This is a genomic window from Duganella alba (assembly GCF_009674495.1).
GTDB classification, from domain to species: domain Bacteria; phylum Pseudomonadota; class Gammaproteobacteria; order Burkholderiales; family Burkholderiaceae_D; genus Rugamonas; species Rugamonas alba.
Map to the genome: position 1 here is coordinate 14375 of NZ_WKJN01000042.1, position 26486 is coordinate 40860.

General features: G+C 63.1%; 25 protein-coding genes and 1 tRNA gene. 13 read left to right on the top strand and 13 right to left on the bottom strand.

Features of this window, described 5'->3' with window-relative positions; genetic code table 11:
• The first annotated feature begins 28 nt into the window (after positions 1-28).
• Both GJ695_RS26640 and GJ695_RS26645 read left to right on the top strand, forming a co-directional pair.
• Positions 29-1654 (top strand): GH35 family beta-galactosidase, encoded by a 1626-nt coding sequence (locus tag GJ695_RS26640; protein ID WP_154370145.1) that lies wholly within the window; start codon positions 29-31, stop codon positions 1652-1654.
• A gap of 27 nt (positions 1655-1681) precedes the next feature.
• Positions 1682-3034, top strand: coding sequence for an enolase C-terminal domain-like protein (locus GJ695_RS26645; RefSeq protein WP_154370146.1), 1353 nt, complete (start codon positions 1682-1684; stop codon positions 3032-3034).
• Here the strand turns inward: GJ695_RS26645 and GJ695_RS26650 are convergent.
• Positions 3021-3929 (bottom strand): LysR family transcriptional regulator, encoded by a 909-nt coding sequence (locus GJ695_RS26650; protein WP_154370147.1) that lies wholly within the window; start codon positions 3927-3929, stop codon positions 3021-3023. The two genes, GJ695_RS26645 and GJ695_RS26650, sit on opposite strands and share 14 nt — an antisense overlap.
• Before the next feature lie 112 nt (positions 3930-4041).
• Here GJ695_RS26650 and GJ695_RS26655 point away from each other — a divergent pair, with 112 nt between their 5' ends.
• The 3 genes from GJ695_RS26655 to GJ695_RS26665 are packed head-to-tail and all read left to right on the top strand — an operon-like array spanning position 4042 to position 5780.
• Positions 4042-4791: an SDR family oxidoreductase gene (locus GJ695_RS26655; protein WP_154370148.1), complete on the top strand. Its 750-nt coding sequence runs from the start codon at positions 4042-4044 to the stop codon at positions 4789-4791.
• 2 nt (positions 4792-4793) lie between these two features.
• Positions 4794-5213 (top strand): nuclear transport factor 2 family protein, encoded by a 420-nt coding sequence (locus GJ695_RS26660; RefSeq protein ID WP_154360959.1) that lies wholly within the window; start codon positions 4794-4796, stop codon positions 5211-5213.
• Between the two features lie 12 nt (positions 5214-5225).
• On the top strand, positions 5226-5780 hold the full coding sequence (locus tag GJ695_RS26665) for a VOC family protein (RefSeq protein ID WP_154370149.1): 555 nt from the start codon (positions 5226-5228) through the stop codon (positions 5778-5780).
• 32 nt (positions 5781-5812) lie between these two features.
• On the opposite strand, the gene GJ695_RS26670 is transcribed toward GJ695_RS26665, so the two are convergent.
• The gene (locus tag GJ695_RS26670; RefSeq protein ID WP_154370150.1) at positions 5813-6265 is read right to left on the bottom strand and encodes a glycine zipper 2TM domain-containing protein; all 453 of its coding nucleotides are present in this window, start codon (positions 6263-6265) and stop codon (positions 5813-5815) included.
• 209 nt (positions 6266-6474) lie between these two features.
• Between GJ695_RS26670 and GJ695_RS26675 the strand changes: the two genes are divergently transcribed.
• From GJ695_RS26675 to GJ695_RS26690, 4 genes are all read left to right on the top strand, one after another.
• Entirely contained in the window at positions 6475-7389 is a 915-nt protein-coding gene (locus GJ695_RS26675; protein WP_154370151.1) for an alpha/beta fold hydrolase, read from the top strand.
• A gap of 18 nt (positions 7390-7407) precedes the next feature.
• Positions 7408-7821, top strand: coding sequence for a VOC family protein (locus GJ695_RS26680; protein ID WP_154370152.1), 414 nt, complete (start codon positions 7408-7410; stop codon positions 7819-7821).
• 425 nt (positions 7822-8246) lie between these two features.
• Positions 8247-8576 carry a hypothetical protein gene (locus tag GJ695_RS26685; RefSeq protein WP_154370153.1) on the top strand — a complete coding sequence of 110 codons (330 nt, stop codon included), beginning with the start codon at positions 8247-8249 and terminating at the stop codon, positions 8574-8576.
• A 13-nt stretch (positions 8577-8589) separates the two neighbouring features.
• The gene (locus GJ695_RS26690; RefSeq protein ID WP_154370154.1) at positions 8590-8979 is read left to right on the top strand and encodes a hypothetical protein; all 390 of its coding nucleotides are present in this window, start codon (positions 8590-8592) and stop codon (positions 8977-8979) included.
• A gap of 356 nt (positions 8980-9335) precedes the next feature.
• Here GJ695_RS26690 and GJ695_RS26695 read toward each other — a convergent pair whose 3' ends face one another.
• From GJ695_RS26695 to GJ695_RS26710, 4 genes are all read right to left on the bottom strand, one after another.
• Positions 9336-9872: a hypothetical protein gene (locus GJ695_RS26695; RefSeq protein ID WP_154370155.1), complete on the bottom strand. Its 537-nt coding sequence runs from the start codon at positions 9870-9872 to the stop codon at positions 9336-9338.
• A 1-nt stretch (position 9873) separates the two neighbouring features.
• A complete protein-coding gene (locus tag GJ695_RS26700) occupies positions 9874-10260 on the bottom strand; it encodes a hypothetical protein (protein ID WP_154370156.1) in 387 nt (128 codons plus the stop codon).
• 339 nt (positions 10261-10599) lie between these two features.
• Positions 10600-10684: transfer RNA gene (locus GJ695_RS26705), tRNA-Leu, on the bottom strand.
• Between the two features lie 93 nt (positions 10685-10777).
• Positions 10778-12682: an AAA family ATPase gene (locus GJ695_RS26710; protein WP_154370157.1), complete on the bottom strand. Its 1905-nt coding sequence runs from the start codon at positions 12680-12682 to the stop codon at positions 10778-10780.
• Positions 12683-13063: 381 nt separating this feature from the next.
• On the opposite strand from GJ695_RS26710, the gene GJ695_RS26715 reads away from it, so the two are divergent.
• On the top strand, positions 13064-13453 hold the full coding sequence (locus GJ695_RS26715) for a gel scht (RefSeq protein ID WP_154370158.1): 390 nt from the start codon (positions 13064-13066) through the stop codon (positions 13451-13453).
• 2 nt (positions 13454-13455) lie between these two features.
• On the opposite strand, the gene GJ695_RS26720 is transcribed toward GJ695_RS26715, so the two are convergent.
• From GJ695_RS26720 to hutC, 7 genes are all read right to left on the bottom strand, one after another.
• Entirely contained in the window at positions 13456-14187 is a 732-nt protein-coding gene (locus tag GJ695_RS26720; RefSeq protein ID WP_154370159.1) for a substrate-binding periplasmic protein, read from the bottom strand.
• An 86-nt stretch (positions 14188-14273) separates the two neighbouring features.
• A complete protein-coding gene (locus tag GJ695_RS26725) occupies positions 14274-15998 on the bottom strand; it encodes an ArnT family glycosyltransferase (protein WP_154370160.1) in 1725 nt (574 codons plus the stop codon).
• Positions 15999-16090: 92 nt separating this feature from the next.
• Entirely contained in the window at positions 16091-16360 is a 270-nt protein-coding gene (locus GJ695_RS26730; protein WP_154360970.1) for a type B 50S ribosomal protein L31, read from the bottom strand.
• A gap of 257 nt (positions 16361-16617) precedes the next feature.
• Positions 16618-17880 (bottom strand): transcription termination factor Rho, encoded by a 1263-nt coding sequence (rho, locus tag GJ695_RS26735; RefSeq protein WP_110845290.1) that lies wholly within the window; start codon positions 17878-17880, stop codon positions 16618-16620.
• Positions 17881-18000: 120 nt separating this feature from the next.
• On the bottom strand, positions 18001-18327 hold the full coding sequence (trxA, locus tag GJ695_RS26740; RefSeq protein WP_154360972.1) for a thioredoxin TrxA: 327 nt from the start codon (positions 18325-18327) through the stop codon (positions 18001-18003).
• A 201-nt stretch (positions 18328-18528) separates the two neighbouring features.
• Positions 18529-22791, bottom strand: coding sequence for a PAS domain S-box protein (locus tag GJ695_RS26745; RefSeq protein WP_229260429.1), 4263 nt, complete (start codon positions 22789-22791; stop codon positions 18529-18531).
• Positions 22792-23017: 226 nt separating this feature from the next.
• Entirely contained in the window at positions 23018-23740 is a 723-nt protein-coding gene (hutC, locus tag GJ695_RS26750; protein WP_154360974.1) for a histidine utilization transcriptional repressor HutC, read from the bottom strand.
• Between the two features lie 127 nt (positions 23741-23867).
• Between hutC and ada the strand changes: the two genes are divergently transcribed.
• The 3 genes from ada (at position 23868) to GJ695_RS26765 (ending at position 26407) form a co-directional block, all read left to right on the top strand.
• The gene (gene ada / locus GJ695_RS26755; RefSeq protein ID WP_154370162.1) at positions 23868-24923 is read left to right on the top strand and encodes a bifunctional DNA-binding transcriptional regulator/O6-methylguanine-DNA methyltransferase Ada; all 1056 of its coding nucleotides are present in this window, start codon (positions 23868-23870) and stop codon (positions 24921-24923) included.
• Positions 24924-25113: 190 nt separating this feature from the next.
• On the top strand, positions 25114-25815 hold the full coding sequence (locus GJ695_RS26760) for a 2OG-Fe(II) oxygenase (protein ID WP_371866610.1): 702 nt from the start codon (positions 25114-25116) through the stop codon (positions 25813-25815).
• Between the two features lie 13 nt (positions 25816-25828).
• Positions 25829-26407, top strand: a complete 579-nt coding sequence (locus tag GJ695_RS26765; protein WP_166455133.1) for a TetR/AcrR family transcriptional regulator — start codon at positions 25829-25831, stop codon at positions 26405-26407.
• Positions 26408-26486 lie beyond the last annotated feature (79 nt).

The window sequence follows — 26486 nt, forward strand, 5'->3', positions numbered from 1 at the left end:
CGGGGGCGGTTTTTTTTAAAGGAAAGCCATGGATGGATCGACACGCCGCATCCGCGCCGTCTGCCTGCTGGCCGCCATGCTGCTGGGCTGGACGTCGGTGCAGGCCGCCGCGCCGCCGCACCTGCGCAAGCAGGGCTGCGCGACGCAGCTGATCGTCGACGATCAACCGTTCCTGCTGCTGGGCGGGGAACTGCATAACTCGTCCGCCTCCAGCCTGGCGTATCTGGACAAGCTGTGGCCGACGCTGAAGGCGGCCGAAGTCAACACCGTGCTGGCGCCGGTCGAGTGGGACCAGATCGAGCCGGTGGAAGGACGCTTCGATTTCACCGTGCTGGATGGCGTGCTGAAACAGGCGCGCGCGCACAACACGCGGCTGGTGCTGCTGTGGTTTGGTGCGTGGAAGAATTCCATGTCGACCTACGCGCCGGCATGGGTGAAAAAAGACACGCAGCGCTTCCCGCGCGCGCAGACGCGCGCCGGCGTGCCGCAGGAGATCCTGACGCCGTTCGCACCGGCCACGCTGGCCGCCGACAGCGCCGCCTACCGCGCGCTGCTGGCGCACCTGAAGCAGGTCGACACGCAGCACACGGTGCTGATGATCCAGGTCGAGAATGAAATCGGCATGCTGCCGGAAGTGCGCGACTATAGCGCCGCCGCCAATGCCGCCTGGCGCGCGCCGGTGCCGGCCGCGCTGACCGCCTATCTGGCCGCGCACCAGCAGACCTTGCAGCCGGCGCTGAAAGCCGCGTGGCAGACGCGCGGCGCGCGCACCAGCGGCACGTGGGCCGAAGTATTCGGCGACACCATCGAGACCGAGGAGATGTTCCAGGCCTGGCACTACGCACAGTTTGTCGAGGCGCTGACGGCGGCCGGCAAGGCGGTCTATCCGCTGCCGATGTATGTGAACGTGGCGCTGAACCGGCCGGGCAAGCGTCCCGGCGAATACCCGAGCGCCGGCCCGCTGCCGCACTTGTTCGATGTGTGGAAGCCGGGCGCGCCGTCGGTGGACGTGCTGGCCATCGACACCTATTTCCCCAACTTCATCCACTGGGCCAGGCAATTCAAGCGCCCGGACAATCCGCTGTTCATCCCCGAGGCCAATCACGCCGAGCGACCCGACGCCGGCGCCGACGCCTTCTATGCGATCGGCGAGCATGACGCCTTCGGCTTCTCGCCGTTTGCGATCGACGACATCAAGGACGGCAACTCCTCGCTGCCGCAGGCATACCGCGTGCTCAAGCAGCTGGCGCCGCTGATCAACCGCTATCAGGGCAGCGGCAAGGTGCGCGGCTTCAAGGCGCCGGTGTCGTTCGACGGCGAAGTGGACACCGCGCCGCAGCAGGTGCGCATGGGCGGCTACACGCTGCAGGTGAGCTTCAACGCGCCGTGGGAGAAGCTGGCGCCGGCCGAGGTGCAGACGCGCGGCGGCCTGGTCATACAATCCGGCGAAGATGAATTCCTGGTCGCGGGCAAAGGCCTGACCATCGTCTTCGGCAGCGCCGACGGCGCCATGGTCGGCATCGAGCACGCCATCGAAGGCCTGGACGACAAGGGCCGCTGGCTGAACGGAGACGAAACACACCAGGGCCGCCACATCGGCCTGCCGGGCGACGCGTACACCATCCAGCGCGTCAAGCTGTACCGCTATCGCTGAACCGAACTTATTTGGAGTAAAGAACACATGAACCAATCAAGCAGTCCAGTCATCACCTCGATGCAGGTGATTCCAGTGGCAGGCTACGACAGCATGCTGCTGAACCTGTGCGGCGCGCATGCGCCGTTCTTCACGCGTAACCTGGTGCTGCTGACCGACAGTGCCGGTAACACCGGCATCGGCGAGGTGCCGGGCGGCGCCGGCATCCTGGCGGCGCTGGAGCGCTCGGTGCCGCTGGTGGTGGGCACGCAGATCGGCCGCTACAACCGCACGCTGAACGCGATCCGCGCTTCCATCGGCGGGCAGCACCAGGTGACTTCCGCCGCCGAAGCCGAGGTGCTCAAGCAGCCGCACGAAATCAATCTGCGCCTGGACAATGTGGTGACGGCGGTGGAAGCGGCGCTGCTCGATTTGCTGGGCCAACACCTGGGCGTGCCGGTGTGCGAGCTGCTGGGGTCCGGCCAGCAGCGTGACAGCGTGCCGATGCTGGCCTACCTGTTCTACATCGGCGACCGTGGCCGCACCGATCTGCCGTACCTGACCGGCGACGGCGCCAGCGGCTGGTATGCGCGCCGCCATCAGGAAGCGATGACGCCGGCGCAGATCGTCGAACTGGCCGAAGCCACCGTGGACAAATACGGCTTCAAGGACTTCAAGCTGAAGGGCGGCGTGATGCGCGGCGCGGAGGAAATGGAAGCCGTCACCGCGATCAAGAAGCGCTATCCGGATGCGCGCGTGACGCTCGATCCGAACGGCGCCTGGTCGCTGAAGGAGGCGATTGAACTGTGCCGTGGCCAGGGTCACATCCTGGCGTATGCGGAAGATCCGTGCGGACCGGAGAACGGTTATTCGGGGCGCGAGATCATGGCCGAATTCCGCCGTGCGACCGGCATTCCGACCGCCACCAACATGGTCGCCACCGACTGGCGCCAGATGGCGCATTCGCACCTGCTGGGCGCGGTGGATATTCCGCTGGCCGATCCGCATTTCTGGACCATGCAGGGATCGGTGCGCCTGGCGCAGCTGTGCGAGCAGTGGGGGCTGACGTGGGGATCGCACTCCAACAACCACTTCGACGTCTCGCTGGCGATGTTCACGCACGCCGCCGCTGCGGCGCCGGGCAACATCACCGCCATCGACACGCACTGGATCTGGCAGGAAGGCCAGGAGCGCCTGACGAGCGAGCCGCTGCAGATCGTCGGCGGCGCGGTGCAGGTGCCGCAGAAGCCGGGCCTGGGCATCGAGCCGGACATGGACCGCATCCAGGCCGCGCACGCGCTGTACAAAAAAGTCGCCACCACCGCCCGCGACGACGCCATGGCCATGCGCTACCTGGTCCCCGGCTGGACCTACTCGCCGAACCGTCCTAGCCTGGGTTGAGGCGCTGCGGGAAGGTCTCCACCAGCCAGTCGATGAAGACGCGCAGGCGTTGGGGGACGTGGCGGTTCTGTGGGTAGACCACGTGGAACGGGTAGGGCGCCGGCCGCCAGGGTTGCAGGATCTCCACCAGCGCGCCGTCCTTGATGGCGGCGCCGGCGGCGTAGGCGAAGGTCTGGATGATGCCCAGCCCTGCCAGCCCGGCCGCCATGTGGCCATTGCTCTCGTTGACGCCGATGCGGTGCTCGATCTTGATTTCGGTCTTCTCGCCATCGCGCAGGAAGCGGAACGGTATCGCCCGTCCGCTCTGCGCCAGCATGTAGGCCACCAGCCGGTGGCCGTTCTTCAGTTCCTCCGGATACGCCGGCACGCCATACTGCTTCAGGTATTCCGGCGTGGCGCAGGTGACCATCGTCGCCTCGCCGATGAGACGCGCCACCAGCGATGAGTTGTCCAGCGGACCGCCGCGTATCACGCAATCCACGTTATCGCTGACCATGTCCACCGAACGGTCCGACACGCCCAGGTCGATGCGGATGTCCGGATAGCGCGCCAGGAAATCGGGCAGGGCGGGAATCAGCACCTCGCTGGCCGTCGAGCCGCCGGTATCGACGCGCAGCTGCCCGCGCGGCTTGCTGCGGGCGATGTTGAACGAGGTGTCGACATCCTCCAGATTGCGCAGGATCAGCGCCGTCTTTTCATAGTAGTCCTGACCGTCCGGCGTGACGGTGACGCGGCGCGTGGTCCGCTGCAGCAGGCGCACGCCCAGATGCGACTCCAGTTCCTGCACCAGCTTGCTCAATGAAGCATTCGGCATATCCAGCGAATCGGCCGCCTTGGTAAAACTGCCGGCCTCCACCACCCGGGCAAAGGCCCGTATCGCCAATAACTGATTCATGCGGATTATCCATGTGTGTAGATAGTTATTTCAATTTTACCCGCTTTTTCAAATAATCTCCCAGCAGTAAAGTTCTCCCATGCACTTCGCATCCAACTTCAAGGAGAACATCATGAGCAAGCAACTGAATGGCAAAATCGCACTGGTTACCGGCGGCAGCACCGGCATCGGCCTGGCCACCGCGCAGGAACTGGCGGCGCAAGGCGCACGCGTTTTCATCACCGGCCGCCGCCAGGCTGAACTCGACGCCGCCGTCGCCGCGATTGGCGCCGGCGCCACCGGCATCCGCGCCGACGCTTCCGTGTTGAGCGATCTGGACGCGGTCTACGCCCAGATCGCCAAGAGCGCCGGCAAGCTGGACATCCTGTTCGCCAACGCCGGCGGCGGCGACATGATGCCGCTGGGCGCCATCACCGAAGAACACTTCGACCGCATCTTCGGCACCAATGTGCGCGGCGTGACCTTCACCGTGCAGAAAGCGCTGCCGCTGCTGGTGGACGGCGCCTCGGTGATCCTGACCGGTTCCACCACCTCGATCCAGGGCACCGCCGCTTTCAGCATCTACAGCGCCAGCAAGGCCGCCGTGCGCAACCTGGCCCGCTCGTGGGTGCTGGATCTGAAAGAGCGCGGCATCCGCGTCAACGTCGTCAGCCCTGGCCCGATCCGCACGCCTGGCCTGGGCGGCCTGGTGCCGGATGAAGCACGCCAGGGCCTGTTCGACTTCCTGGCCTCGCAAGTACCGCTGGGCCGCCTGGGCGAAGCGGCGGAAATCGGCAAGACCGTGGCCTTCCTGGCCAGCGACGCGGCCAGCTTCATCAACGGCACCGAGTTGTTCGTCGACGGCGGCATGGCACAGGTGTGATCATGAAAAAGTTCATCGCTATCGGGGCCATGCTGATCGCATCGCTGGCCCAGGCCCAGGCGACGGACGAGGTGGCGGTTGCGCAGCAGGCAATCAACCGTCACTTCGACATCTGGAACGACCGCAACGCCGCGCATTGGGACGCCAAGCTGCCGCAGGTCTACACGGCCGACGTGCTGGTGGCGGACTACGGCGGCCTGGCCACCGGCTACGCCGACATCCGCCGGCTGCTGGAGCGGGTGCAGGCCGACCATCCCGGCTTCGTCTTCACGCCGGCGCCGGTCGCCTGGAACCATGGCCTGGGACGGGTTACCTGGGGCTATGGGCCGAAGGACAATCCCAACCAGGTCCACGGTGAAGACATCTTCACCATCAAGGACGGCAAGCTTGCGAGCCTGCGCGTCTTCATCGACAAACAATAAAGGAAGCGCATCATGAAAATCTTCGCTGCGGTATTTGCCGCCATCGTACTGAACCTGGGCGGCGCCGCCCAAGCCGCCGGCATCAAGTCGGCCGGCATCGACCACGTTGGCGTCAACGTGCCGGACCTGAAGCAGGCCGAAGCCTTCTTCGCCAACACCTTCGGCTGCGAGCCGGTCACGCAAATCGGCCCGTTCCCGATGACGCCGCGCGCCGAAAGCGTGACGCTGGCGATGATCCGCTGCGGCACCGGCGCCAACATCGAACTGTTCGAATACAAGAACTCGACCGGCAGCAGCGTGATGCCGAAGAATGAAGACATCGGCGCCTCGCACATCGCCTTCTACACCGACGACGTGAAAGCCGGCGTGGCTTATCTGAAATCGCAAGGCATCACCGTGCTGGGCGAACCGATGACCATGACCAGCGGCGATACCGAAGGCGAAACCTGGGTGCACTTCCTGTCGCCATGGGGATCGGAGCTGGAACTGGTGGGCTACCCGAACGGCAAAGGCTACGAGAAGACTTCCAAGCTGAAGCTGTGGAATCCTAAACACCCAGCCAAGTAACACGATGGCCCGGTTCGCACCGGGCCATTTTTTTATTGCTGCTGCTGATTGCGCTTGGCGATTTCATTACCGGCATAACCGCCGCCAATCGCGCCGGCGATGGTCGCCAGCTTGCGGCCGTTACCGCTGCCCACCTGATTGCCCAGCAGACCGCCGACGACAGCACCGAGACCCATGCCCACCACGCTGTTCTGTACGACCGGCGCAGGAGCAGGCGCAACCGGCTGCGGCGCATAAGTGTGATGCACGATGGTCTTGTGCTCCACCACCCGGCGTGGCTCAGGCTGCGGCGCGACGGCTTGCACCGGAGCAGGTGCGGGAGCGACGGCGGCGATTGGAACCGGCGCATCGTTTGGCGCATTGCTGGCATGCGAATTCGGCAGAAGTCCTGCGATCGAAGCAGCGCCAACCAGGCTGACCAAGGCCACCGAGCCGGCAGCGAAAGCCATCATCGGATGAATGCGGGTGCGTGGGGTATGTTCCATTTTGTCTCTCCTGAAGATCGCCATCAGTGGCGCTTGTTCGTATAACGGGCAGGAGAAGGGGATAGCTGACGTGGAAAGTGTTTCCAGCGTAAGCAGATGTTACCTGATTTGATTCCATTGGTTGAAACTGATGGTGATGATTATTGGCTACCGGAGATGTAATCGCAAGACCATACTGTGTTCATCAACCCTTACTTCAGGAGCACATCATGAACAAAGCAATCCAAGGTTTCCGTCATCTGTTGTTGGCTGCCGCGCTGGCTGGCTCGACGCTGGCACAAGCAGCCGCACCGACCGGCTATACCGACAAAGTGGCGCAAGTGAATGGCACGCAGATCCATTACCAGATCGGCGGCAAAGGCACGCCAGTGGTCCTGTTGCACGGCTACACCCAGACCGGCTACATGTGGCGTCCCGTCATGGCCGAACTGGCCAAGACCCACACCGTGATCGTGCCCGACCTGCGCGGCGCCGGCGCCTCGGCCAAGGCTGCGGACGGCTACGACAAGGCCAACATGGCCAAGGACATCCATGAACTGGTCAAAACCGTGAGCGGCGAACCAGCCACCGTGGTCGGCCACGACATCGGCATGATGGTGGCGTATGCCTACGCCGTCCAGTATCCGCAGGACACGCAGAAAGTCGCGCTAATGGATGCCTTCCTGCCTGGCATCGGCAACTGGAAAGACATGTTCCTGCTGCGCGACCTGTGGCACTTCCACTTCTACGGAGAAACGCCGGAACAACTGGTGAAAGGCCGCGAGCGTACCTACTTCGAACACTTCTGGAACGACTTCGCAGCCGACCGCAAGCACTCGATTCCTGAAGCGGACCGCAAACTGTATGCAGCAGCCTATGCACAGCCTGGCGCCATCCACGCCGGCTTCGAATACTTCAAAGCCTTCCCAGCGGACGCCGAACGCTTCGCCGAACTGGGCAAAACCAAGCTGACCATGCCCGTGCTGGTGATCGCCGGTGAAAAATCGGGCGGCGATTTCCTGGTCAACCAGGTCAAGCTGGTGGCTGACGACGTGGACGGCAAAGTCATCCAGGGCTCGGGCCACTGGCTGATGGAAGAAGCACCGCAACAGACTATTCCAGTGCTGCTGCAATTCATTAAATAATCACTGAGGAGCGAAGAAATGAACGGACTAACACTGAACAACGTCGCCATCGCAGTCGGCGATCTGCCAAAGATGATTGCATGGTACGAGCGCGTGTTAGGCCTGACGGCCGCCGAGCGTGGCCGGTTCGGCGCGGTCGGCGCGGATTACGCGATGATGGAAGGTGCCGGCACGCGCATCGAGCTGGTCACGCTGGGCGGCACGAGCACTACGCCGGTGGACCGCACAGCGCCGCCCTCGCACCTGAGCGTGCTGGGATACAAGGCGCTGGTGTTCGATACGCAGGATCTCACAGCAGTCACCGCCGCACTGAAAGACCACGAGGTGGAATTTGTCTGGGCTGACCAGCAACTCACGCCGCAGCGCCGCTCCACCATGATCCGCGATCCGGAAGGGAACATGATTCATTTCTTCGGACCACTTCAGAAGTAATCCCCAGGCCCGGTTCGCACCGGGCCTTTGTTTGTCGCGCTTCAATATGCCCCTATAACCGTTCGATAGCATAAGTCGCCGTGATGCCCCTTTCTATCAATAGAGTTTAGATGTGATGAATTATTAATAGGCTCCTGGGGAGAGTGACCGCTTTGATAGATTTTTGAGGAGAGGGTGGACAGAATCACTTGACCCTGGCCCAGTGAGACGATGATAAGATGGACTATGGAAGAGTTCGGTGCATTCCTGACCACAAAGGAGCTTTTGCCTTGCCCTTTCAAAATATCTCTGAGATGTAGGAAAATAATGCTACCAGTGCTCGCCATAATTTCAGCGTTACCTATCTGGTTTTTTGCTGGACTGTTGCTGTCGAGCTTCCTGAGCGAACAAATGGGCGTTAGCGAGAAGCCCGCAAGGATCATAGGTTGGATCGCGCCAATGGTGATATTTTTTGCCTGGGTAGTCGCCGGACGCTGATCGAGGAAATTAACCAGGCGTTACTTAGCACCCCGATGCGGCCGGTAGCCGACGACGAGAACATGATGGCTCTTACTACAACGAAAGCACAACTTCTGGCATTACTGCAGAATTTCCCTAATGATGCAGAGATCTATTTGATGGCAACCAAGGTGAGCGTGCAAAAGGCCGTCAAAGCTGCAGGACCAAGGGCGGACGACGACGTATATATGCGGATTGCCTCGACCAATGTTCTTCGCGAGACCAAGGGCGTGAGCTTAATTGCGTTTGTCGAGTGATCGGAAACCTACAGTGACTGAAAAATTGGATCGTCTTCATTCTGTCGCCGCTGACTATTTGGCCTTGCATATCAAACACGCTGGCGACGGGCGTAGTCATTTTCGAGCAACGTTTTCGATGATTATTGAGAAACAGGTGTACCCCGTGCTAATGCTGGGTACTGCCGATGGCAGGGTTCAAGACGGGGATGCGGTAGCTATCTTGAACCCTGACGTGGAGTTGCTGGAGACGTTAGGTCCAATCATCAACCAGTCGTCCATTACAGAATCGGTCACTGGCAAATGCGACGGCATGGCCCACGTTCACTATGAGGCATACATCAAGCGCCCCGGCAATGGGACACGCATCGGCAAGTATGCACCCCGAGCTGAATTAACGTCACCAAAGTTCGATATCACTTGAGACGAGCCCGCGTGCTTAGTATCTGACAACTTAGGTCAAATCCAGAGTCCCGGTGAAATCAGCCTCTGTTACATGGGCGCGAGCCTCGATCTTTGCGAAACTGAATCGACACGGCATGAATCATAGACCAATGGAGAAATGAGAAGACGACATTCCCATGGCCGCACCGCTGCGTGCGCTCAAATATGCGGAACAGATTCTTCCGCCCTTAATTCGCATAGCTGATACAGCGGCGGACTGGGTAATCTACCTTGACTCGCCTCTGTATTCACACGCGGCCGCACCGACGTACGGACCGATTGAAATGAAGAGGGATATCGCAGACTTTAAAAAAGCGCGAGGCAAAGTCAACTGACTTAGGCCATTGCTCTGACTTCCATAAAAGAACGAGCTTTCACTGCTGGCTTTGTTACAAAGATCGCCCTTCTAGGGATGTGACGAGCAATAGTTATGAAAAGATAAAAATTCGCTATTACTATGCTGATGGGTGACGAGTCGACCATATGAGTAAGCATGGCTACCGAGCTCTTAAAACGGATTTCATCTACGAATTTCTGCAAGTCTGGATCATCTACTTTGAATTGTTCATTGATCTCAGCAATTCGTTGTTCAGCTAACGCTGGATGTTTCTGGATATGCGTTTGCATATAGGCACACTGCGAGAGCGACAGCGAGGTGGTATTCCGCAAGTGACCATTAAGCAATCCTCTTAGCGCGATGTACACTGGATGCTCAAGGCCGATCTTTTTAGATAAAAAGTATCGACGTAATTGCCTATCTCTGAGATCAAAGAGTGTGTCTCTGGTGCTATCCAACACCGTAGGTAGCCAAATAAATTTCCAAGTTGCCATTATGGAAATAATTCCAATTCCGGTCAAAAATAACTCAGCCATATCACTCCTCCTCAGGATCGTCGCCACTCTCGTTCAAGCCACTACTTGATCGATTCTTGTCGCCGCCCTCAACCATCTTTTGATAACGACTTTTCTCTCGAATAGCACGTTTCTTACTTAAGCGCTCTTTGCGCCAAGCTATCGCCGCCCCTGCCCCAAAAATGTAGCCGAGGATTGATCCTATATGAACTGCTTCAATGACTTTTGCAAGGGCACTTATGCCATCAGCATCTTGCCTAGCAACAATTTTAGCCAATCCTTCGAAAATCAGCCATAACGCACCCAACCCAGTTGCGCAAGCTATAACATATTTAGCTAAATCCACTTTTTGGCGGAACCTGTCTCCCCCGTCCCGGATCTTAGCAATTTCAAGTTCGCTACTTTTCAAAGACTTCCTTTTTATTATGATAGTCCGATTCTTCTCGATGCGCTTCGAACTATGTCAACTGAACCGACGAGCTGCCAACGTAGACAACAAGAGCAATTTAATTGATTATAAGCATTCTTTCGTAACTAAAACTCTCAAAATCTCACTATTGCTTAGCAATTACTTTAGAAATATCAATTTAGCCTAAAGTAGACGGCGCGGGACAATTGACTAATTCATATGATGAATAAATGGCAATAAATGAACTGGGCATATTTGCATCCTGCACAAAAAAACCCGTAACACACGAATTGTGTACGGGTTTTGAATTGAACTGAAACTTGATAATGCCAGATGTTCTGGTGCCCCGGGCCGGAATCGAACCGGCACGCCTTGCGGCGGCGGATTTTGAGTCCGCTGCGTCTACCAATTCCACCACCGAGGCAGGTGTGTAGCAATGCGACCCGCATTATCACTCATTTGACACCCTGCCGCAACCCTGCCCCCGGATTTTTATCTTTTAACAAGCAAGCTTGCCTTATGCCGCTTTTTTAAGCTGCGCCTGTTGCTGTTGCTCCAGCAGCGCGAAAATCGCATCCTTCGACAACACGTACTGGTCCATCAGCACGCCCTTCAGCTCGCTGATCTGGTCGTGGTAGTCGGCGATGGCGGTCAGGGTGTAGCTGTAGAGTTCGTCGGCCTTGGCTTCCACCTGGCCCAGATCGGCCTCCTGGTCCTTGAACTGGCTGTGGTCGATCTTCGAGCGCGAGTACATCGACAGTTTGTTGACCATCAGGTCCAGCATCGAGGTGGCTTTTTCGATGTCGTTCTGGCTGCCGACGGAGATACCGCGCGGGCCGTAGAACAGTTCTTCCGCCGCCACGCCGCCATACAGCTGGATGACGTCGCGTTCCAGCTCTTCCAGCGTGCGCAAGGCCACGTCGTCCGAGGCCGACAGCACATAGCCCAGCGCGTTCAGCTTGGACACCGACTCGGTCGAGATCTTCAGCATCGGCGAGCGTTCCTTCACTTCGGCCAGCGGCAGGCCTGCGCGCAGCCACGGGTCGATCTGCATGAAGAAGTGGCCGAGTTCGTGCAGCGCGACGCGTTCGCGCTGGCGGGTCTTTTCGGCGGTGGTGGCGCGGTCGGTCAGGCCGATGGTGGCGCGCTCGAAGGCGCGGAACATCAGGTCGGTGTTGATGACCTGATGTTCCTGGATCGACAGCATGCTGGCGCGCTCGACCACCGTTTGCAGGACCGCCGGGCTGAGGTTGGCGGTGATTTCCGCCACGTGGTCGAGATTCAGATCCTGCCAGTCGACGCAGCCGTCGGCCTTGCGCGACAGGAAGGAGCGCAGCAGTTCGCGGCGCTCGGTCTTGTTCGGCAGGCGGAAGTTGATCTTGACCGAGAAGCGGCGCAGCATGGCTTCGTCCATGCGCGTCGAGGCGTCGTCGAAGTTGGAGGCGACCACCCAGATGACGCCGGCGCCCTTGTCGCTGCGCACGCCGTCAAGCAGGCCCAGCAGGGTGTTGGCGGTGTCGTCTTCCCATTTCTTTTCGCCGCGGCCGCGCGGCATGAACAGGCCCTGGGCTTCGTCGAGGAAGATGATGCAGCTGCCGCGCGCGCAGGCTTTCTTGTGCAGCGCGTGCAGCGCCTTGGAGCCGCCGCCGATGTAGCCCGACTCCAGCGCCGAGGCCGAGGCGGTGATCAGCGGCACGTCGAGGCGCTTGGCCAGGTAGCCGGCCAGCTTGGTCTTGCCGGTGCCGGCCGGGCCCGTCAGCATGACGTTGAACGGCTTGTCGATGTCGTGTTCCTTGTACAGCGCGCGGTTGCGGATCATGTCTTCCAGGTGCAGCACTTCCTGCTTGATGTCTTCCATGCCGATCAGGTCGTCCATGCTGCCGCCCAGCTGGTCCGGCGTCAGCACGGTGGCGCTCACGCCCATGCCGGGCAGGCCGTTGCGCAGCACGAACAGCACCAGGCCCACCAGCAGGATGTCGACCGCGTGGCGCACCAGGAAGGCGGCGACGCGCGCCAGCGTGCTCACTTCGTCGTCCTGCATCACCGCCTTGTGCGAGGCCAGGTAGTCGTCGCGGGCGATGGCATACGGGATATTGTTGCGCAGCAGGACTTCACGCTCCAGGCTCAGGTGGGTGGTGCCGGGCACCTTGACCACGTACAGCCGGGCGTCGTCCTTGAGCTTGAAGATGTAGCGCGGCGCCTCCGACTGCGGCGCGGCGATCAGCAGGTAGTCCAGCTGCGCGCGCTTGGCCGGCAGCGCCGTGATCTGGGCGATGTCCTGCGTGCGCAGGATCGGGCTGGCGTCCTGCGGCACCTCGGCGCGCAAGCCCAGCAGGATGGCCAGCGAGAGCGTCAGCACCAGCAGGGCGGCACGGACAGTGGTTTTACGCAGCGCGGTTTGAAGTTTGTAAAGAGTGAACATAATGCATCATCACGATCATGATGCCGGGGCTGGGCGCGAGGATGGGGCGCAGCAGCCGGGGCCGCCAAGGCCGGTGCGCAGACTGGAGGCGCAGCCGGTGGAGTTGTCAATTTGCTGCCGTAGGGCAACTCATTCAATGCGCAACTATAGCCCTGTTGGGGCCGTTTGTATCATGGCGGCGCATAAAAAGTTGCGGCGCGCAACAGTGCCGCCCGGCCTGCGGTTTATCCCCGATTTTTGACGTTTGAGGCGCGCGCTTTTGCCGCCCGTCGCATACGCCGGATGTTTGCCGCATGGTTTGTTAATCTGCTCATGTCCCCGCTGAAAATACAAAGTGCAGCGGTGGCTCCCCGCAGTTCCTACAACCTGATGGAGTACACCATGAAAACGATCCTGCTTGGCGTTGTGGCCGCGCTTGCCCTGACTTCCCTGCCTGCCGTGCATGCCCAAGATGCGAGCGTCAGCGTCAACGCCGCGCGCGCCCCCCAGTACCAGATGCAGCCTGACGAATTCAGCCCGTATCGCAATACCTACAAGCTGGAGAACGGCCAGAAAATCTCCTTCGACAATGAGCAGAACCGGCTGTATGCGAAGCTGGACGCGGGCCGTCCGGTGCGCATCTACGCCACCTCGAAAACCAGCTTCGTCACCGAGGACGGCACGCGTTTCGATTTCCATGAGGATGGCGAAGGCCTGGCCATCAGCGACTTCCAGAAGATGCGCTGGGCCAGCACCACGCCGGCCAGCAAAGTCATGATGGCGCGCCGCTAGGCCTAGGGGCTTTTGCCCCAGTGCTCGTATTTGCGGTCGATCTTCGCCAGGGTGCCGTCGCGCCGCATGTCGGCCAGGGCGGCGTTCAGCATGTCGATCAGGTCGTTCGGCACGGCCAGGTTGCACGCCAGGTACACTTTCACGCGATGGAACACCATCAGCGGCACCACCTTGTCCGACCAGTCATACGGTCCCGGACCGGTTCCGCCATTGCGCACCGCCACCGCCCATAAGTCGATGCGGTTGAGCAGCAGCTTTTGCGGATTGATCAGGTCGTTGCTGACGGCGTCGACGTTGAAGCCGCGGCTGCGCAGGTAGTCGTCGCGGGCGTCGCCGATGGCGGTGCCGATGCGCAGCTTGCGCGCATCGTCGATCGTGTTGAGCGGGAAGCTGTGGTCGGCGCGGCCCCAGAACTGCCATTCGGCTTCGTCGGTGGGGCCGACCCATTTGAACAGCGGTTCGCGCTCCGGCGTGCGCGAGGTCGAGTACACGCAGGTCTGTTCCTGCGTCTGCGCCGTCATGTAGGCGCGTTTCCACGGCAGTTGATCGATGCGGTAGTCGGTGCCGCTGCGCGCCATGATTTCGCGCACCTTGTCGGTGGCGCGGCCGATGATGACGCCGTCGGCGTCGCGCATGCTGGACGGCGGCGAATGCTCGGTGGTGATCAGCAGTGGCGCCGCGCACGCGGCGCCACCAGTCGCCAGCAGAAATAATGTCAGGATAGTCAATCGCATGGGCTGGCCGCTTTCTGCCAAAAAGCATAGCAGCATGCAAGCCGGGCGGCAATACAGGTTTGTATCGGCCGCCCTCCGGCCCCGGCTTAGTTGGCGCGGCGGTACAGGCGGAAGCGTTCGTCGCGGTCGGCCGCGCGGCGGCCTTCCCACAGCAGCACCCACTGCTTGCCGCGGTACTGCGGCACGATTTCGCGGTCGTCGCGCAGCTTGGTGCTATCTTGCAACAGCAGCAGGTCGCAGCGGTCGGTTTCCACGCCGGCGAACGGCAGGCGCGCGTAATACGCGAACGAGGCGCGCTGGGCCGCGCCGATATTCGATTCGATGCAGTGCGTGCCCGGCGGCAGCTTGGCGGCGATCTGCTGCGCGACGCTGGCGTAGCTCTTGCCGTAGTTGAAGTCCGGCAGGAACAGGGTCATCAGCAGGATCCAGATCAGGATCAGGCCGCCCGAGGACAGCACCACGGCGCGCCACAGCACGGCCGGCTGGCGCGAGATGCGCCAGTACACCAGCACAAACCAGCCCAGCGTGGCGGCCAGCGCCACGATGAAGGCGATCCAGCCCAGTTCCGGCGTGAAGCCCGGCACCAGCTTGAGGGCGTTGCGCGCGGCCTTTTCCGGCCAGCCGGTCAGCGTGGCGATCCAGAACAGCCAGATGACGGCGGCGCACATGGTCAGCGCCATCACCGAGAACCAGTCGATGGCGTTGATGGCGCCGCGCTTGACGGTCAGCAGGCCGAAGGCGGCCATCACCGCCAGCGGCGGCAGCAGCACCAGCAGCTGGCCTTGTTCAGGCTGCGGATGGCACAGCGTCAGCAGCAGGCCGACCACGACAAAGGCCAGCGGCACCACGATGTGCAGCACGCCGCGCTGGCGGCGCCAGGCCCACACCGCCCAGGCGGCGAACGGCCAGGCCGGCCAGAAGAACCAGAGGCCGACGCGGAAGAAGAATTTGACCGAGGCCCAGCTTGGCCAGTCCAGCTGCAGCCAGTTCCAGCCCATCCAGGCGTTCAGCGGCTGCTGGTGGTAGGGTTCCAGCAGCTGCGCCGGCAGCAGCCACAGCGCGACGACCGCGCCGCCGACCGCCAGGGTGGCGCCGAGGTCGCGCACGGCGCGGATGGCCGGCTGCGCCAGGAAGCGGGTGCAGGCAAACAGCGACAGCATCAGGCACACCGGCGTCAGCCAGCCGCGCGTCAGCGTCAGCAGGCCGACCGCCAGGCCGCTCAGGGCGGCGTTGCGCAGCGATGGTTTTTCCACGTAGCGCACGGTGCGGTACAGCAGCAGCGCGGTCAGCGACACCTGCAGCGCTTCCGGCGTGGTTTCGTGGCTGTGCAGCAGCAGGCCCAGGCAGCCAAGGTAGATCAGCAGGGCGGCGTCGGCCAGCGTGCGGCCGAAGTCGTCCGGTTCGGGCTGGCCGCCAAAGGCCAGGCGCAGCGGCTGCGCGTCCTGGCGGCGGCCCAGGTTGAAGGTGGCGTACCACAGCGACAGCGCGCCCAGCAGGAACGCCAGCACGGTGCCGACGCGGGCGCCCAGCACGTCGCCCAGCAGCCAGCCGGTCAGCTTGATGCCCAGCGCGCCGAGCCAGAAGGCCAGCGGGCCTTCGTCCGGCCACGACAGGCCGGAAATGTTCGGCCACAGCCAGTCCTGCCAGGTGCCGTGCGCCATGGTCCACATGATGCCGAAGCTGGCGGCGTCGTCGTTCTTCCACGGGTCGCGGCCGATCAGGCCAGGCAGGATGTACAGCAGGCCGAGGGCGAACAGCGCCCAGCGCGGCAATGCCAAAGTAGCGGCGGCGGGAAGACGGACTGGCTTCATCGATCAGTGTGTTTTAAGAGTAGAACCGGAGTATGACGGTATCAAACAAAAAAAGCAGCCAGAGGCTGCTTTTTTTATCGAAGTGGCAAAGATTAGCCAGCTGCGACAGCGGTTTTCGAACCGACCGAACCGAACTTCTGGCGGAATTTCTCAACGCGGCCAGCGGTGTCGACGATTTTGTGTTTGCCGGTGTAGAACGGGTGCGATTCAGCCGACACCTCGATCTTGACCAACGGGTATTCTTTACCGTTGAACTCGATTTTTTCGCGGGTGCCGATGGTCGAACGGGTGATGAATTTGAAATCGCACGACAGGTCGTGGAAGACAACTTCACGGTAATCTGGATGGGTATCTGCTTTCATGTGTAGCCTCAGTAAGTTTGGTAGCCAAACAGCACTTCGTCGGTCTGTCATGCCTCGTGACCCGATTGCCGCTCACTTGCCTGGTTGAATAATGCGATCGGGGATTATACCGGCGTAAACGAAAACAGGCAACCGAAGTTGCCTGTTTGTTATGATGCGCCCGCCGCGGCGGCGGAGCAGGGATTTCGTGCGGCACCGCCGCGCGCCTGCGGAGCGGCTTGGCCCTGCAGGGCCAAGCTCCCCAGAGGCATGCGGCTTTAGCCGCCTCGCCTCATCATGTCGAAGAACTCGGTGTTGTTCTTCGTGGCGCGCATCTTGTCGAGGATGAACTCCATCGCCTCGATCTCGTCCATCGAGTACAGCAGCTTGCGCAGAATCCAGATCTTCTGCAGCTGGTCCGGCTTGATCAGCAGTTCCTCGCGGCGGGTGCCCGATTTGTTCAGGTTGATCGACGGGTAGACGCGTTTCTCGGCCAGGCGGCGCTCCAGGTGCACCTCCATATTGCCGGTACCCTTGAATTCCTCGTAGATCACGTCGTCCATGCGCGAACCGGTTTCGATCAGCGCGGTGGCGATGATGGTCAGCGAGCCGCCTTCCTCGATGTTACGGGCGGCGCCGAAGAAGCGTTTCGGACGTTGCAGCGCGTTGGCGTCGACACCGCCGGTCAGCACCTTGCCGGAGGCCGGGATCACGGTGTTGTAGGCGCGCGCCAGGCGGGTGATCGAATCCAGCAGGATGACCACGTCTTTTTTCATTTCGACCAGGCGCTTGGCTTTTTCCAGCACCATCTCGGCGACCTGCACGTGGCGGGTGGCCGGTTCGTCGAAGGTCGAGGCGACCACTTCGCCGCGCACCGAGCGTTGCATCTCGGTCACTTCCTCTGGACGTTCGTCGATCAGCAGCACGATCAGGGTGACGTCCGGGTGGTTCGAGGTGATCGCGTGGGCGATGTGTTGCAGCATGACCGATTTGCCGGACTTCGGCGACGCCACCAGCAGGCCGCGCTGGCCTTTGCCGATCGGCGCGATCAGGTCGATGATGCGGCCGGTGATGTTTTCCGTGCCATTGATGTCGCGTTCCAGGCGCAGCGGCTCGTTTGGATGCAGCGGCGTCAGATTCTCAAACAATATGCGGTGTTTCGAGGCTTCCGGCGATTCGCCGTTGACCTTGTCGACCTTGACCAGCGCGAAATAGCGTTCGCCGTCTTTCGGGGTGCGCACTTCGCCTTCGATCGAGTCGCCGGTGTGCAGGTTGAAGCGGCGGATCTGCGACGGCGAGATGTAGATGTCGTCGGTGGACGCCATGTAGCTGGCGTCCGGCGAGCGCAGGAAGCCGAAGCCGTCCGGCAGCACTTCCAGGGCGCCATCGCCGAAGATCTGCTCGCCCGATTTGGCGCGTTTTTTCAGGATGGCGAACATCAACTCTTGCTTGCGCAGACGCGCCGCATTGTCGATATCCAGTCCGATGGCCATTTCCAACAACGCCGAAACGTGTAAGGCCTTCAATTCAGATAGATGCATATGGTTTGAGTATCCCGTGACGGGAAAGTAAAGGTAGGGGAGGGGACTACGTGGGTGTCTCGTATTATTCAGCGGCGGCCGCGGGCGCGGCGCCGCTGGTGCAACGTAACGATATCTTACTTAGATATTGCTGTCGATGAAAGAGGTCAGCTGGCCTTTTGCCATTGCGCCAACCTTTTGAGCGGCGGCGACGCCGTTCTTGAACAGGATCAGGGTCGGAATGCCACGGATGCCGAATTTGGCTGGAACAGCCTGGTTCGAATCGACGTCCAGCTTGGCGATCTGAATCTTGCCTTCGTATTCTTTGGCGACTTCTTCCAGGATCGGGGCGATGCTCTTGCATGGGCCGCACCATTCGGCCCAGAAGTCGACCAGTACAGGGCGGTCGGACTTGAGCACGTCGGCTTCAAAGGATGCATCGGTAATGTGTTTGATATTTTCGCTCATAATTTCCTCAATCGAGGTAGATGTAAGTAATAACGCCTGGGGACGGGCCTCAAACGCTGCCATGGGCAGCAGTTGGGTGCCATTCGCGCGATTTCAATGTCTCGGAGGGGATAGCAACAAGGTCGGCAGGCAGGGATGGCGTAAATAATAACCCATTTTTCAAAAATGTGCGGTTGTTTGTCAAAAGCCGCGCAATTCTGTTCAGTTGTCGTCGGCGAAGGTGGTGTTGGTCATGATCTGCTCGGTGATCTGTTCCAGCAGCGGCCACAGTTTTTGCAGCAGCTGGCGGGCGTGCTGCTGGTTGTCGGCGTCGCTGGCGTCGGCCGGCAGTTGTTCCAGTTCCAGCATCATGTCGCCCATGCCCAGCGCGCCGACGGTGCGCGCCGGCGATTTGAGCTTGTGACCGAGGTCGCGCAGCGCGGTCAGGTCGCCGCGCCGCAGCGCCGCCTCCATCTGGGTCAGGCCGTCCTGGGCATTCTGCAGGAACTTGAAGGCGAATTTGCGCACCTTGTGCGGATGGTAGCCGAGCAGCTTGGCCAGGATCGACAGGTCGATCACGGCCGGGTCGCCGCCCAAGGTCGGTTTGAAGGCGGGACGCGGCGGCCAGGCCGGCGGCGCCGCCGGCGCGGCGCCGTCCTCGCGTTCGGGCAGCCAGTTGGCGATGGTCTGGTACATCAGCGCCGGCTGGATCGGCTTGGAGATGAAGTCGTCCATGCCGGCCTCGATGCAGCGCACCCGGTCCTCGCTGGTGGCGGTGGCGGTCATCGCCAGCACCCGCAGTTCGGCCAGGCGCGGGTCGGCGCGGATGCGGCGCGTCGCTTCCAGGCCGTCCATCAGCGGCATCTGCACGTCCATCAGCACGCAGTCGAAGGCGGTCTGGCGCAGCAGCTCCAGCGCCTCCATGCCGTTGGCGGCCAGGCACACCGACGATCCCACTTCCTCCAGCATCTCCAGCGCGATCTGCTGGTTGAAGGTGTTGTCCTCCACCAGCAGGATGCGGGCGTTCTTCAGCGCCGCCATGACGGCGGCGCTGCGCGAGGACGCCAGCAGCTCGGCGGCGGCGTCCTTGACGCGGTCGATCAGCGCCGGCACCGAGGCGTCGCTGATGCCCAGGCGCGCGGTGAACCAGAAGGTGCTGCCGTGGCCGGGGCGGCTGCGCACGCCGACCTCGCCGCCCATCAGCTGCGCCAGCTGCTTGCAGATCGCCAGACCCAGGCCGGTGCCGCCATACTCGCGCGTGGTGGAGGTGTCGGCCTGCTGGAATTGCTGGAACAGCTTGTCGATTTCGCCTTCCGACAGGCCGATGCCGCAGTCGCTCACCTCGAAGCGCAGCAGGCAGCCGTGGGCGTCGCCGACCACCTGGCGCACCCGCACCTCGATGCGGCCCTTCTCGCTGAACTTGATGGCGTTGTTGGCGTAGTTGATCAGCACCTGGCCGAGCCGCAGCGGATCGCCGCGCAGCACCTTGGGCAGGGTGGGATCGAGGTCGTACACCAGTTCCAGTTCGCGGCTGGCGGCCTTCGGCGCCACCACCGTGTTCAGCGTTTGTATGACGTGGTCGAGCGCGAAGTCGACCTGCTCGATTTCCAGCTTGCCCGCTTCGATCTTGGAGATGTCGAGGATGTCGTCGATGATGCCCAGCAGGTGCTCGCCGGCGAAGCGGATCTTTTCCAGGTAGTCGCGCTGGCGCGGATCGAGTTCGGTCTTCAGCGCCAGGTAGGCCATGCCGATCACGCCGTTCATCGGCGTGCGGATCTCGTGGCTCATATTGGCCAGGAACTGGCCCTTGGTCTGGCTGGCTTCCTCGGCCACGCGGCGCGCGTGATCGAGCTCGCCGGTGCGGATCGCCACCCGTTCCTCCAGGTGTTCGTTCAGTTCGCGCAGCGCATCCTCGCCGCGCTTGCGGTCGGTGATCTCGGTCAGGCTGGCCACCACCAGGTGGATGGCGCCGCTGTCGTCGGGAATCGGCTCGGCGTTGACCGACAGCCAGCAGCGCGCGCCGTCCGGCTGCGCCAGGCCCATCACCACGTCGCGCACCGACATGCCCAGCGCCAGCGCCTGCCGCACCGGATGGCTGCCGGCGTCGAACGGCGAGCCGTCCTCGCGCACGCCGGCCCACAGGCCGCCGACGCTCAGTTCCGCCGTGTGCGCCAGCATGCGCGCGGCGGCGGCGTTGCGTTCGATGACGACGCCTTGGCCATCCACCATTACCAGGCCGTTGGTGACGGCGTTGAAGATCGAGGCCAGGCGCTGGCTGGAGTCGTGCAGCGCTTCCTCGGCCTGGCGGCGCGCGGTGATATCGGTCAGCATCGCCAGCGTGCCGGCGTAGTGGCCGGAGTCGGCGTTCATCACGGTAGTCGACAGCAGGCACCAGACGGTGCTGCCGTCGCTGCGCAGGAAGCAGACGTCGCCCTGGGAAGCTTCGCCCGACAGACGCTGCTGCAGGTGCTGCTTGAGCAGCGCGCGGCCGGTGTCGTCCATGAAGTCGGTCATGGCGCGGCCCATCATGTGTTCGGCGTCGTAGTCCAGCATCTGCGCCAGCGTCGGATTGACGAAGGTGGTGCGGTCGTCGGCGTTGGTCATCCAGATGCCTTCGGCGGCGGTCTGCACGATCTGGCGGTAGCGCGCCGAGCTGGCCTGCAACGCTTCCTCGGCGCGCTGGCGCTGGGTCATGTCGCGCAGCGCCATGATGACCAGCTGCTGGCCGGCCATCTCCACCGGCGTCATGTGCACCATGGCCGGGAAGCTGCTGCCGTCGGCGCGCAGCGCGCACAGCACGCGGCCCGGCAGGTTGGGCCGCACGAACAGTTCGCGCACGCGGCCGTTGGCGCGCATCGCTTCCGGCGCCAGCTGTTCCACCTGCCGCCCGGCCATATTGCCTTCGTAGCCGAAGCTGTGGGCGCAGGCCGGATTGGCGTGGCGCACCTGGCCGCCCTTGTCGGCCACCAGCAGCGCGCCCGGCGTGGCGTCCACCACCGCCCACATGCGCGCCTCCTCGGCCAGCGCCCGTTCGCCGATGTCGACCATGGTGCCGGCGGCGCGCAGCGGCCGGCCGTGGGCGTCGCGCTGCAGGATGGCGCCGCGCGCCAGCACCCATTTCCAGCCGCCGTCGCGGGTGCGCAGGCGGTGCTCGCTGCGGATATGGCCGGTGGCCTCGGTGGTGCTGGCCAGGTGCAGCGCGATGCCGTGCTCGATGTTGCGGCGGTCGTCCGGGTGCACATAGTCGAGCCACTGGTCCAGCGTCGGATGGAATTCCTCGGGGCGGTAACCCAGCATGCGGCAGTAGCTGGGCGAGAACGCCAGCGTGCCGCTGTCGAGCCGCCATTCCCAGGTGCCTTCGCCCGAACCTTCCAGCGCGAAGCTGGCCATGCGTTCGGCGCTGCCCAGTTCGGCGCGCGCCAGGCGCAGCGCGCGGGCCTGCAGGCGCAGGCGCCACGCCAGCCATATCGACGTCAGCAACAGCAGCGCGCCGAGGATGGCGCCGCCGTAGCGCAGCAGCGGATTGCCGTCCGGCGGCTGGTACAGGAAGCCGTCGATGCTGAAGTTGGCCGGCAGCATGCCCTGCGCGCTGTAGGCGCGGGCGATGGCGCGCCAGCGCTCCGGGTTGTTGTAGCCGAGTTCCACCAGCGGCTGCTCCAGCAGCGTGGCGATGGCCTGCGCCTCGAACATCAGGTGTTCGCGGCTGTGGCGCTCGGGATAGCGGGCGCGTATCAGGTCGGCGATCTGGGCCGGATGCTGCATGGCGTAGCGCCAGCCGCGCAGCGTGGCCTCGCGCAGCGCCTGCGCGCGCGCCGGGTGCTCGCGCAATTCGCTTTCCGTGGTGTACAGCACATCGCCGTAGAAATCCAGGCCGTGGGCGCCGGGCGACAGCAGCTCGTAGCGCAGGTTGAGCCGGTCCAGCACATAGGGCGCTTCGGTGACGTAGACCGACATGGCGTCGACCCGGCCTTCGGCCAGGTCATCGTAGTTGTAGCTGTGCGGCACCTGGTACAGCTGGTTCATGTGCACGCCCTGTTTTTTCAGGAACACCGTCAGTTCTTCGTTGTTGGGCGCGATCATCAGGCGCGCGCCTTGCCACGGGCGCGGCTGGCCGTCGGCCTCGACGCGGCGCAGCAGGGCGGCGCCGGAATGCTGGAAGATCGAGGCCAGCACCACCACCGGCTGGCCGATGCCGCGCGCCAGCAGCAGCGAGGTGTTGCCAACGCCGTACTGGGCGTGGCCCTGGGTGACGGTTTGCAGCGGATCGTGGCCGGTGCGCGCCTCCAGCAGCGTGACATCGAGGCCGGCGTCGCGGTAATAGCCCTGGTCCTGGGCCGCGTAGTAGCCGGCGAACTGGAACTGGTGCAGCCACTTGAGCTGGATGGCGACTTTTTCCGCCGCCGTCGCCGCCGGCGCGAACGCGCATGCCGTCAGCGCGCCCGTCGCTATCCAGTGCGACAGACGGAGCCAGCGTGGCTGGCGCAAGCGCGGACGGCTGTGAAACAAGTGATCCCTTTCGGTGGACGCGGCGTGCTGTACCTGTGGAAACTATAGCATCGAAGCCCGGGCCGTAGACCACGCCGTGGTAAGAAAACGATTGCGTCGTCCCGGGGCTGGAAAACGGCCCAAATTTAACACTTTTGCGCGATTTTCGTGACAATCGGTGAGAAAGCGCGGTGCCGCCTGGCTTTTAACTTGCCAGCCAGTGCTTCTACTGGTTGAAGCTGCCGGCGAACTGGTAGCGGTGGCCCGGATGCCACATCGTCACCAGCGAGGCGATCATGCCGCCGGAATGGGTCTGGCGCTTGAGCACCAGGCAGGCCTGGCGGGTGTCGATGGCCAGCATGTCGGCGACGTCGCGCGGCGCCGCCAGCGCCTCGATGCTGTAGGTGGCGCCTTGCAGCGGCGCCGCCTGCATCAGGTATTCGTTGGGCGTGATGTGGGCGAAGTCCTGCTCCATGTAGTCGGGCGCGCATTGCGGGTTGACCCAGCGGTCCTCGACCTGGATCGGCACGCCGTTTTCAAAGTGCACGATCACCGAGTGGAACAGCTGGTGGCCGGGCGGCAGGTCGAACTGCTTGGCCATCAGGTCGTTGGCGCGCACCCGCTCCAGCTGCTGCAGGCTGCTGCGGTGGGCGTGGCCGCGCGCGCGCACCTCGTCGGCGATGGATTTGATCTCCAGCAGCGTGGCCTGGTACTTTTGCTGGGCCACATAGGTGCCGGACCCCTGGCGGCGCGTGAGCACCTGCTCGGCGGTGAGTTCGCGCACGGCGCGGTTGACGGTCATGCGCGAGACGCCGAACTGCTTGACCAGCGCCTGCTCGGACGGGATCACGTCGCCTTCCTTCCAGGTGCCGGCGGCGATTTCGGCCAGCAGATAGTCCTTGATGCGCTGGAAAATAGGCGTGCTGTCTTGCGTAACTTGATCGTCCAAACGGCTGTCTCCTGGTGAGGTGTCATTCTAGCATCGCATCCTTGTACAATTCAAAAGCAAGAGGCGGAGTGCCGCGGTTTTTTGTGCTGGGTAGGATGGCGTCATTCCACCAATTACGGAGTCAGAAATGGACAATTACGGTAGCGATGCAGCGCGCTGGAACGCTGTACAGCAGCGCGATGCCGGCGCCGACGGCGCATTCTGGTACTCGGTCAGCAGCACCGGTGTGTATTGCCGGCCATCGTGCGCGGCGCGTCCTGCGTTGCGCAAGAACGTGGCCTTCCACGACAGCCGCGAGGCGGCCGAGCGGGCCGGCTTCCGTCCCTGCCTGCGCTGCAAGCCGGACCAGCCGCCGCTGGCCGAGCGCCAGGCCGCCATCGTCGCCCAGGCCTGCCGCCTGATCGACGAGGCGGAGGAGGCGCCGGATCTGGACCAACTGGCGGCGGCGGTCGGCGTCAGCCGCTTCTACTTCCACCGCATGTTCAAGGCGGTGACCGGGATTACGCCGAAGGCTTACGCCAACGCGGCGCGGGCGCGGCGGGTGCAGGCCGGCCTGGCCGGGCAGGCCAGCGTGACCGAGGCGATGTATGCGGCCGGCTTCAATTCCAGCGGGCGGTTTTATGCGCAGTCGCCGGCGGTGCTGGGCATGAAGCCGTCGACCTTCCGCGCCGGCGGCAGCGGGGAGCAGATCCGCTTCGCGATCGCCGAATGTTCGCTGGGGCCGATCCTGGTGGCCAGCACGGCGCAGGGCATCTGCGCTATCCTGATCGACGACGATCCGGATTTCCTGGTGCGCGATCTGCAGGACCGCTTCCCCAAGGCGGAGCTGATCGGCGCCGAGCCGGAATACGAGCAGGTGGTGTCGCGCGTGGTGGGCATGGTCGAGCAGCCGTCGGCGGGACTGGATCTGCCGCTCGATGTGCGCGGCACGGCGTTCCAGCAGCGCGTGTGGCAGGTACTGCGGGCGATCCCGCCTGGGCGCCGGGTCAGCTATGCCGAGCTGGCGGAGCTGGCCGGCGTGCCGCGCGGCGCGCGTGCCGTGGCCAGCGCGTGCGCCGCCAACGCCATCGCGGTGGCGATACCGTGTCACCGCGTGGTGCGCAACGACGGTTCGATCTCCGGCTACCGCTGGGGCGTGGACCGCAAGGCGGAATTATTGAACAGAGAGGCGGTCAGTGAGTAACGGAGAACTGGATTTCGGCGACGCCGCCGCGGAACGCAAGCCGCGCAAGGCACCGCCGGTGGCGACGCCGCGTGCCACTCCTTCCGCTGGTGTCGAGGCGGCTGACAAGCCGCCCGCCGCCGCCAGCCTGACCGCTCCCGACGCGCAAGCGCAGGCGGCCGCGCGGCGGGCCGTGGGGGCGGCGGCGGGCATCGCCGTGCACGTGGCAGGACTGGACTGGCAGGCCATCGGCGACGAACTGAATGCGCACGGCTACGCCATCTTGCCCGGCATGCTGACGGCCGAGGAGTGCGCCGCCATGGCCGCGCAATACGCGCAGCCGCAGCTGTTCCGCAGCCGCGTGGTGATGTCGCAGCACGGCTTCGGCAGCGGCGAATACCAGTATTTCCGCTATCCGCTGCCATCGACCATCTCGGCGCTGCGCAACGCGCTGTATGGCCCGCTGGCGCACATCGCCAACCGCTGGCACGAGCTGATGGACCTGCCGGACCGCTTCCCGGCCGAGCACACCGACTTCCTGGCCCGCTGCCACGCCGCCGGCCAGCAGCGTCCGACGCCGCTGCTGCTGCAATACGCGCAAGGCGACTACAACTGCCTGCACCAGGATCTCTACGGCGAACACGTGTTCCCGTTGCAGGCCGCGGTGCTGCTCAGCCAACCGGGCAAGGACTTCGACGGCGGCGAATTCGTGCTGACCGAGCAGCGCCCACGCATGCAGTCGCGCGTCGAAGTCGTACCGCTGAAACGCGGCGACATGGTAATCTTCGCCGTCAACCACCGTCCCGTGCAGGGCACGCGTGGCATCTACCGCGTCAACCTGCGGCATGGCGTGAGCCGGCTGCGGAAAGGGAAGCGCCATACGCTGGGCATCATCTTCCACGACGCGAACTAACCAAGGAACAGCAGTGGCAAGGCAAAGAGAATTCGACCGCGTCGACGCATTGAACAAGGCACAGGAAGTGTTCTGGCAAAAAGGCTACGCCGCCACCTCCACCAGCGACCTGCTGGAAGCGATGCAGATCGGCCGCCAAAGCCTGTACGACACCTTCGGCGACAAGCGCACGCTGTACCTGGAAGCGCTGGCGCAGTACAGCCAGGACAGCGTGACCGACCTGCTGCGCAATTTGAAAGGCGACACCGCCCTCGGCGCCATCGACAATATGCTGCAAGCCTTCGCCGGTCGTCCCAAGCGCGACAACGCCAAGGGCTGCATGGGCGTCAACGCCATTTCCGAATTCGGCACCGGCGACGCGGAAGTCAACGCGCTGCGCGACGCCAGCGGCAAGCGGCTCAATCAGGCGGTGGAAGCGCTGCTGCGCGAAGCCGCCGCCAAGGGCGAAATTGCGGCCGATACCGACATCGCCCAGGCCACCGCGTTTGTCGCCGCCACGCTGTCGGGCATGAAGATCAGCGCCAAGGCCGGCGCCAGCATCGCCACCCTGCGCGCCATCGCCAGCTTCGCAGTCCAGGGACTGCGCGGCTAGCAAAAAACCGGGGTCAGTGCCGACATTCGGACACGGCCTCAGCCGCGCGCGGCTGAGGCCGTGTCCGAATGTCGGCACT

Excerpts from the sequence above, each read along its gene's own strand:
- ada (WP_154370162.1), top strand. The coding sequence starts at position 23,868 with ATGGACAATTACGGTAGCGATGCAGCGCGCTGGAACGCTGTACAGCAG.
- rho (WP_110845290.1), bottom strand. The coding sequence starts at position 17,880 with ATGCATCTATCTGAATTGAAGGCCTTACACGTTTCGGCGTTGTTGGAA.
- GJ695_RS26645 (WP_154370146.1), top strand. The coding sequence starts at position 1,682 with ATGAACCAATCAAGCAGTCCAGTCATCACCTCGATGCAGGTGATTCCA.
- GJ695_RS26640 (WP_154370145.1), top strand. The coding sequence starts at position 29 with ATGGATGGATCGACACGCCGCATCCGCGCCGTCTGCCTGCTGGCCGCC.
- GJ695_RS26655 (WP_154370148.1), top strand. The coding sequence starts at position 4,042 with ATGAGCAAGCAACTGAATGGCAAAATCGCACTGGTTACCGGCGGCAGC.
- GJ695_RS26695 (WP_154370155.1), bottom strand. The coding sequence starts at position 9,872 with ATGGCTGAGTTATTTTTGACCGGAATTGGAATTATTTCCATAATGGCA.
- GJ695_RS26665 (WP_154370149.1), top strand. The coding sequence starts at position 5,226 with ATGAAAATCTTCGCTGCGGTATTTGCCGCCATCGTACTGAACCTGGGC.
- GJ695_RS26680 (WP_154370152.1), top strand. The coding sequence starts at position 7,408 with ATGAACGGACTAACACTGAACAACGTCGCCATCGCAGTCGGCGATCTG.
- GJ695_RS26675 (WP_154370151.1), top strand. The coding sequence starts at position 6,475 with ATGAACAAAGCAATCCAAGGTTTCCGTCATCTGTTGTTGGCTGCCGCG.
- GJ695_RS26715 (WP_154370158.1), top strand. The coding sequence starts at position 13,064 with ATGAAAACGATCCTGCTTGGCGTTGTGGCCGCGCTTGCCCTGACTTCC.
- GJ695_RS26720 (WP_154370159.1), bottom strand. The coding sequence starts at position 14,187 with ATGCGATTGACTATCCTGACATTATTTCTGCTGGCGACTGGTGGCGCC.
- GJ695_RS26730 (WP_154360970.1), bottom strand. The coding sequence starts at position 16,360 with ATGAAAGCAGATACCCATCCAGATTACCGTGAAGTTGTCTTCCACGAC.
- GJ695_RS26710 (WP_154370157.1), bottom strand. The coding sequence starts at position 12,682 with ATGTTCACTCTTTACAAACTTCAAACCGCGCTGCGTAAAACCACTGTC.
- GJ695_RS26670 (WP_154370150.1), bottom strand. The coding sequence starts at position 6,265 with ATGGAACATACCCCACGCACCCGCATTCATCCGATGATGGCTTTCGCT.
- GJ695_RS26660 (WP_154360959.1), top strand. The coding sequence starts at position 4,794 with ATGAAAAAGTTCATCGCTATCGGGGCCATGCTGATCGCATCGCTGGCC.
- GJ695_RS26650 (WP_154370147.1), bottom strand. The coding sequence starts at position 3,929 with ATGAATCAGTTATTGGCGATACGGGCCTTTGCCCGGGTGGTGGAGGCC.
- GJ695_RS26725 (WP_154370160.1), bottom strand. The coding sequence starts at position 15,998 with ATGAAGCCAGTCCGTCTTCCCGCCGCCGCTACTTTGGCATTGCCGCGC.
- trxA (WP_154360972.1), bottom strand. The coding sequence starts at position 18,327 with ATGAGCGAAAATATCAAACACATTACCGATGCATCCTTTGAAGCCGAC.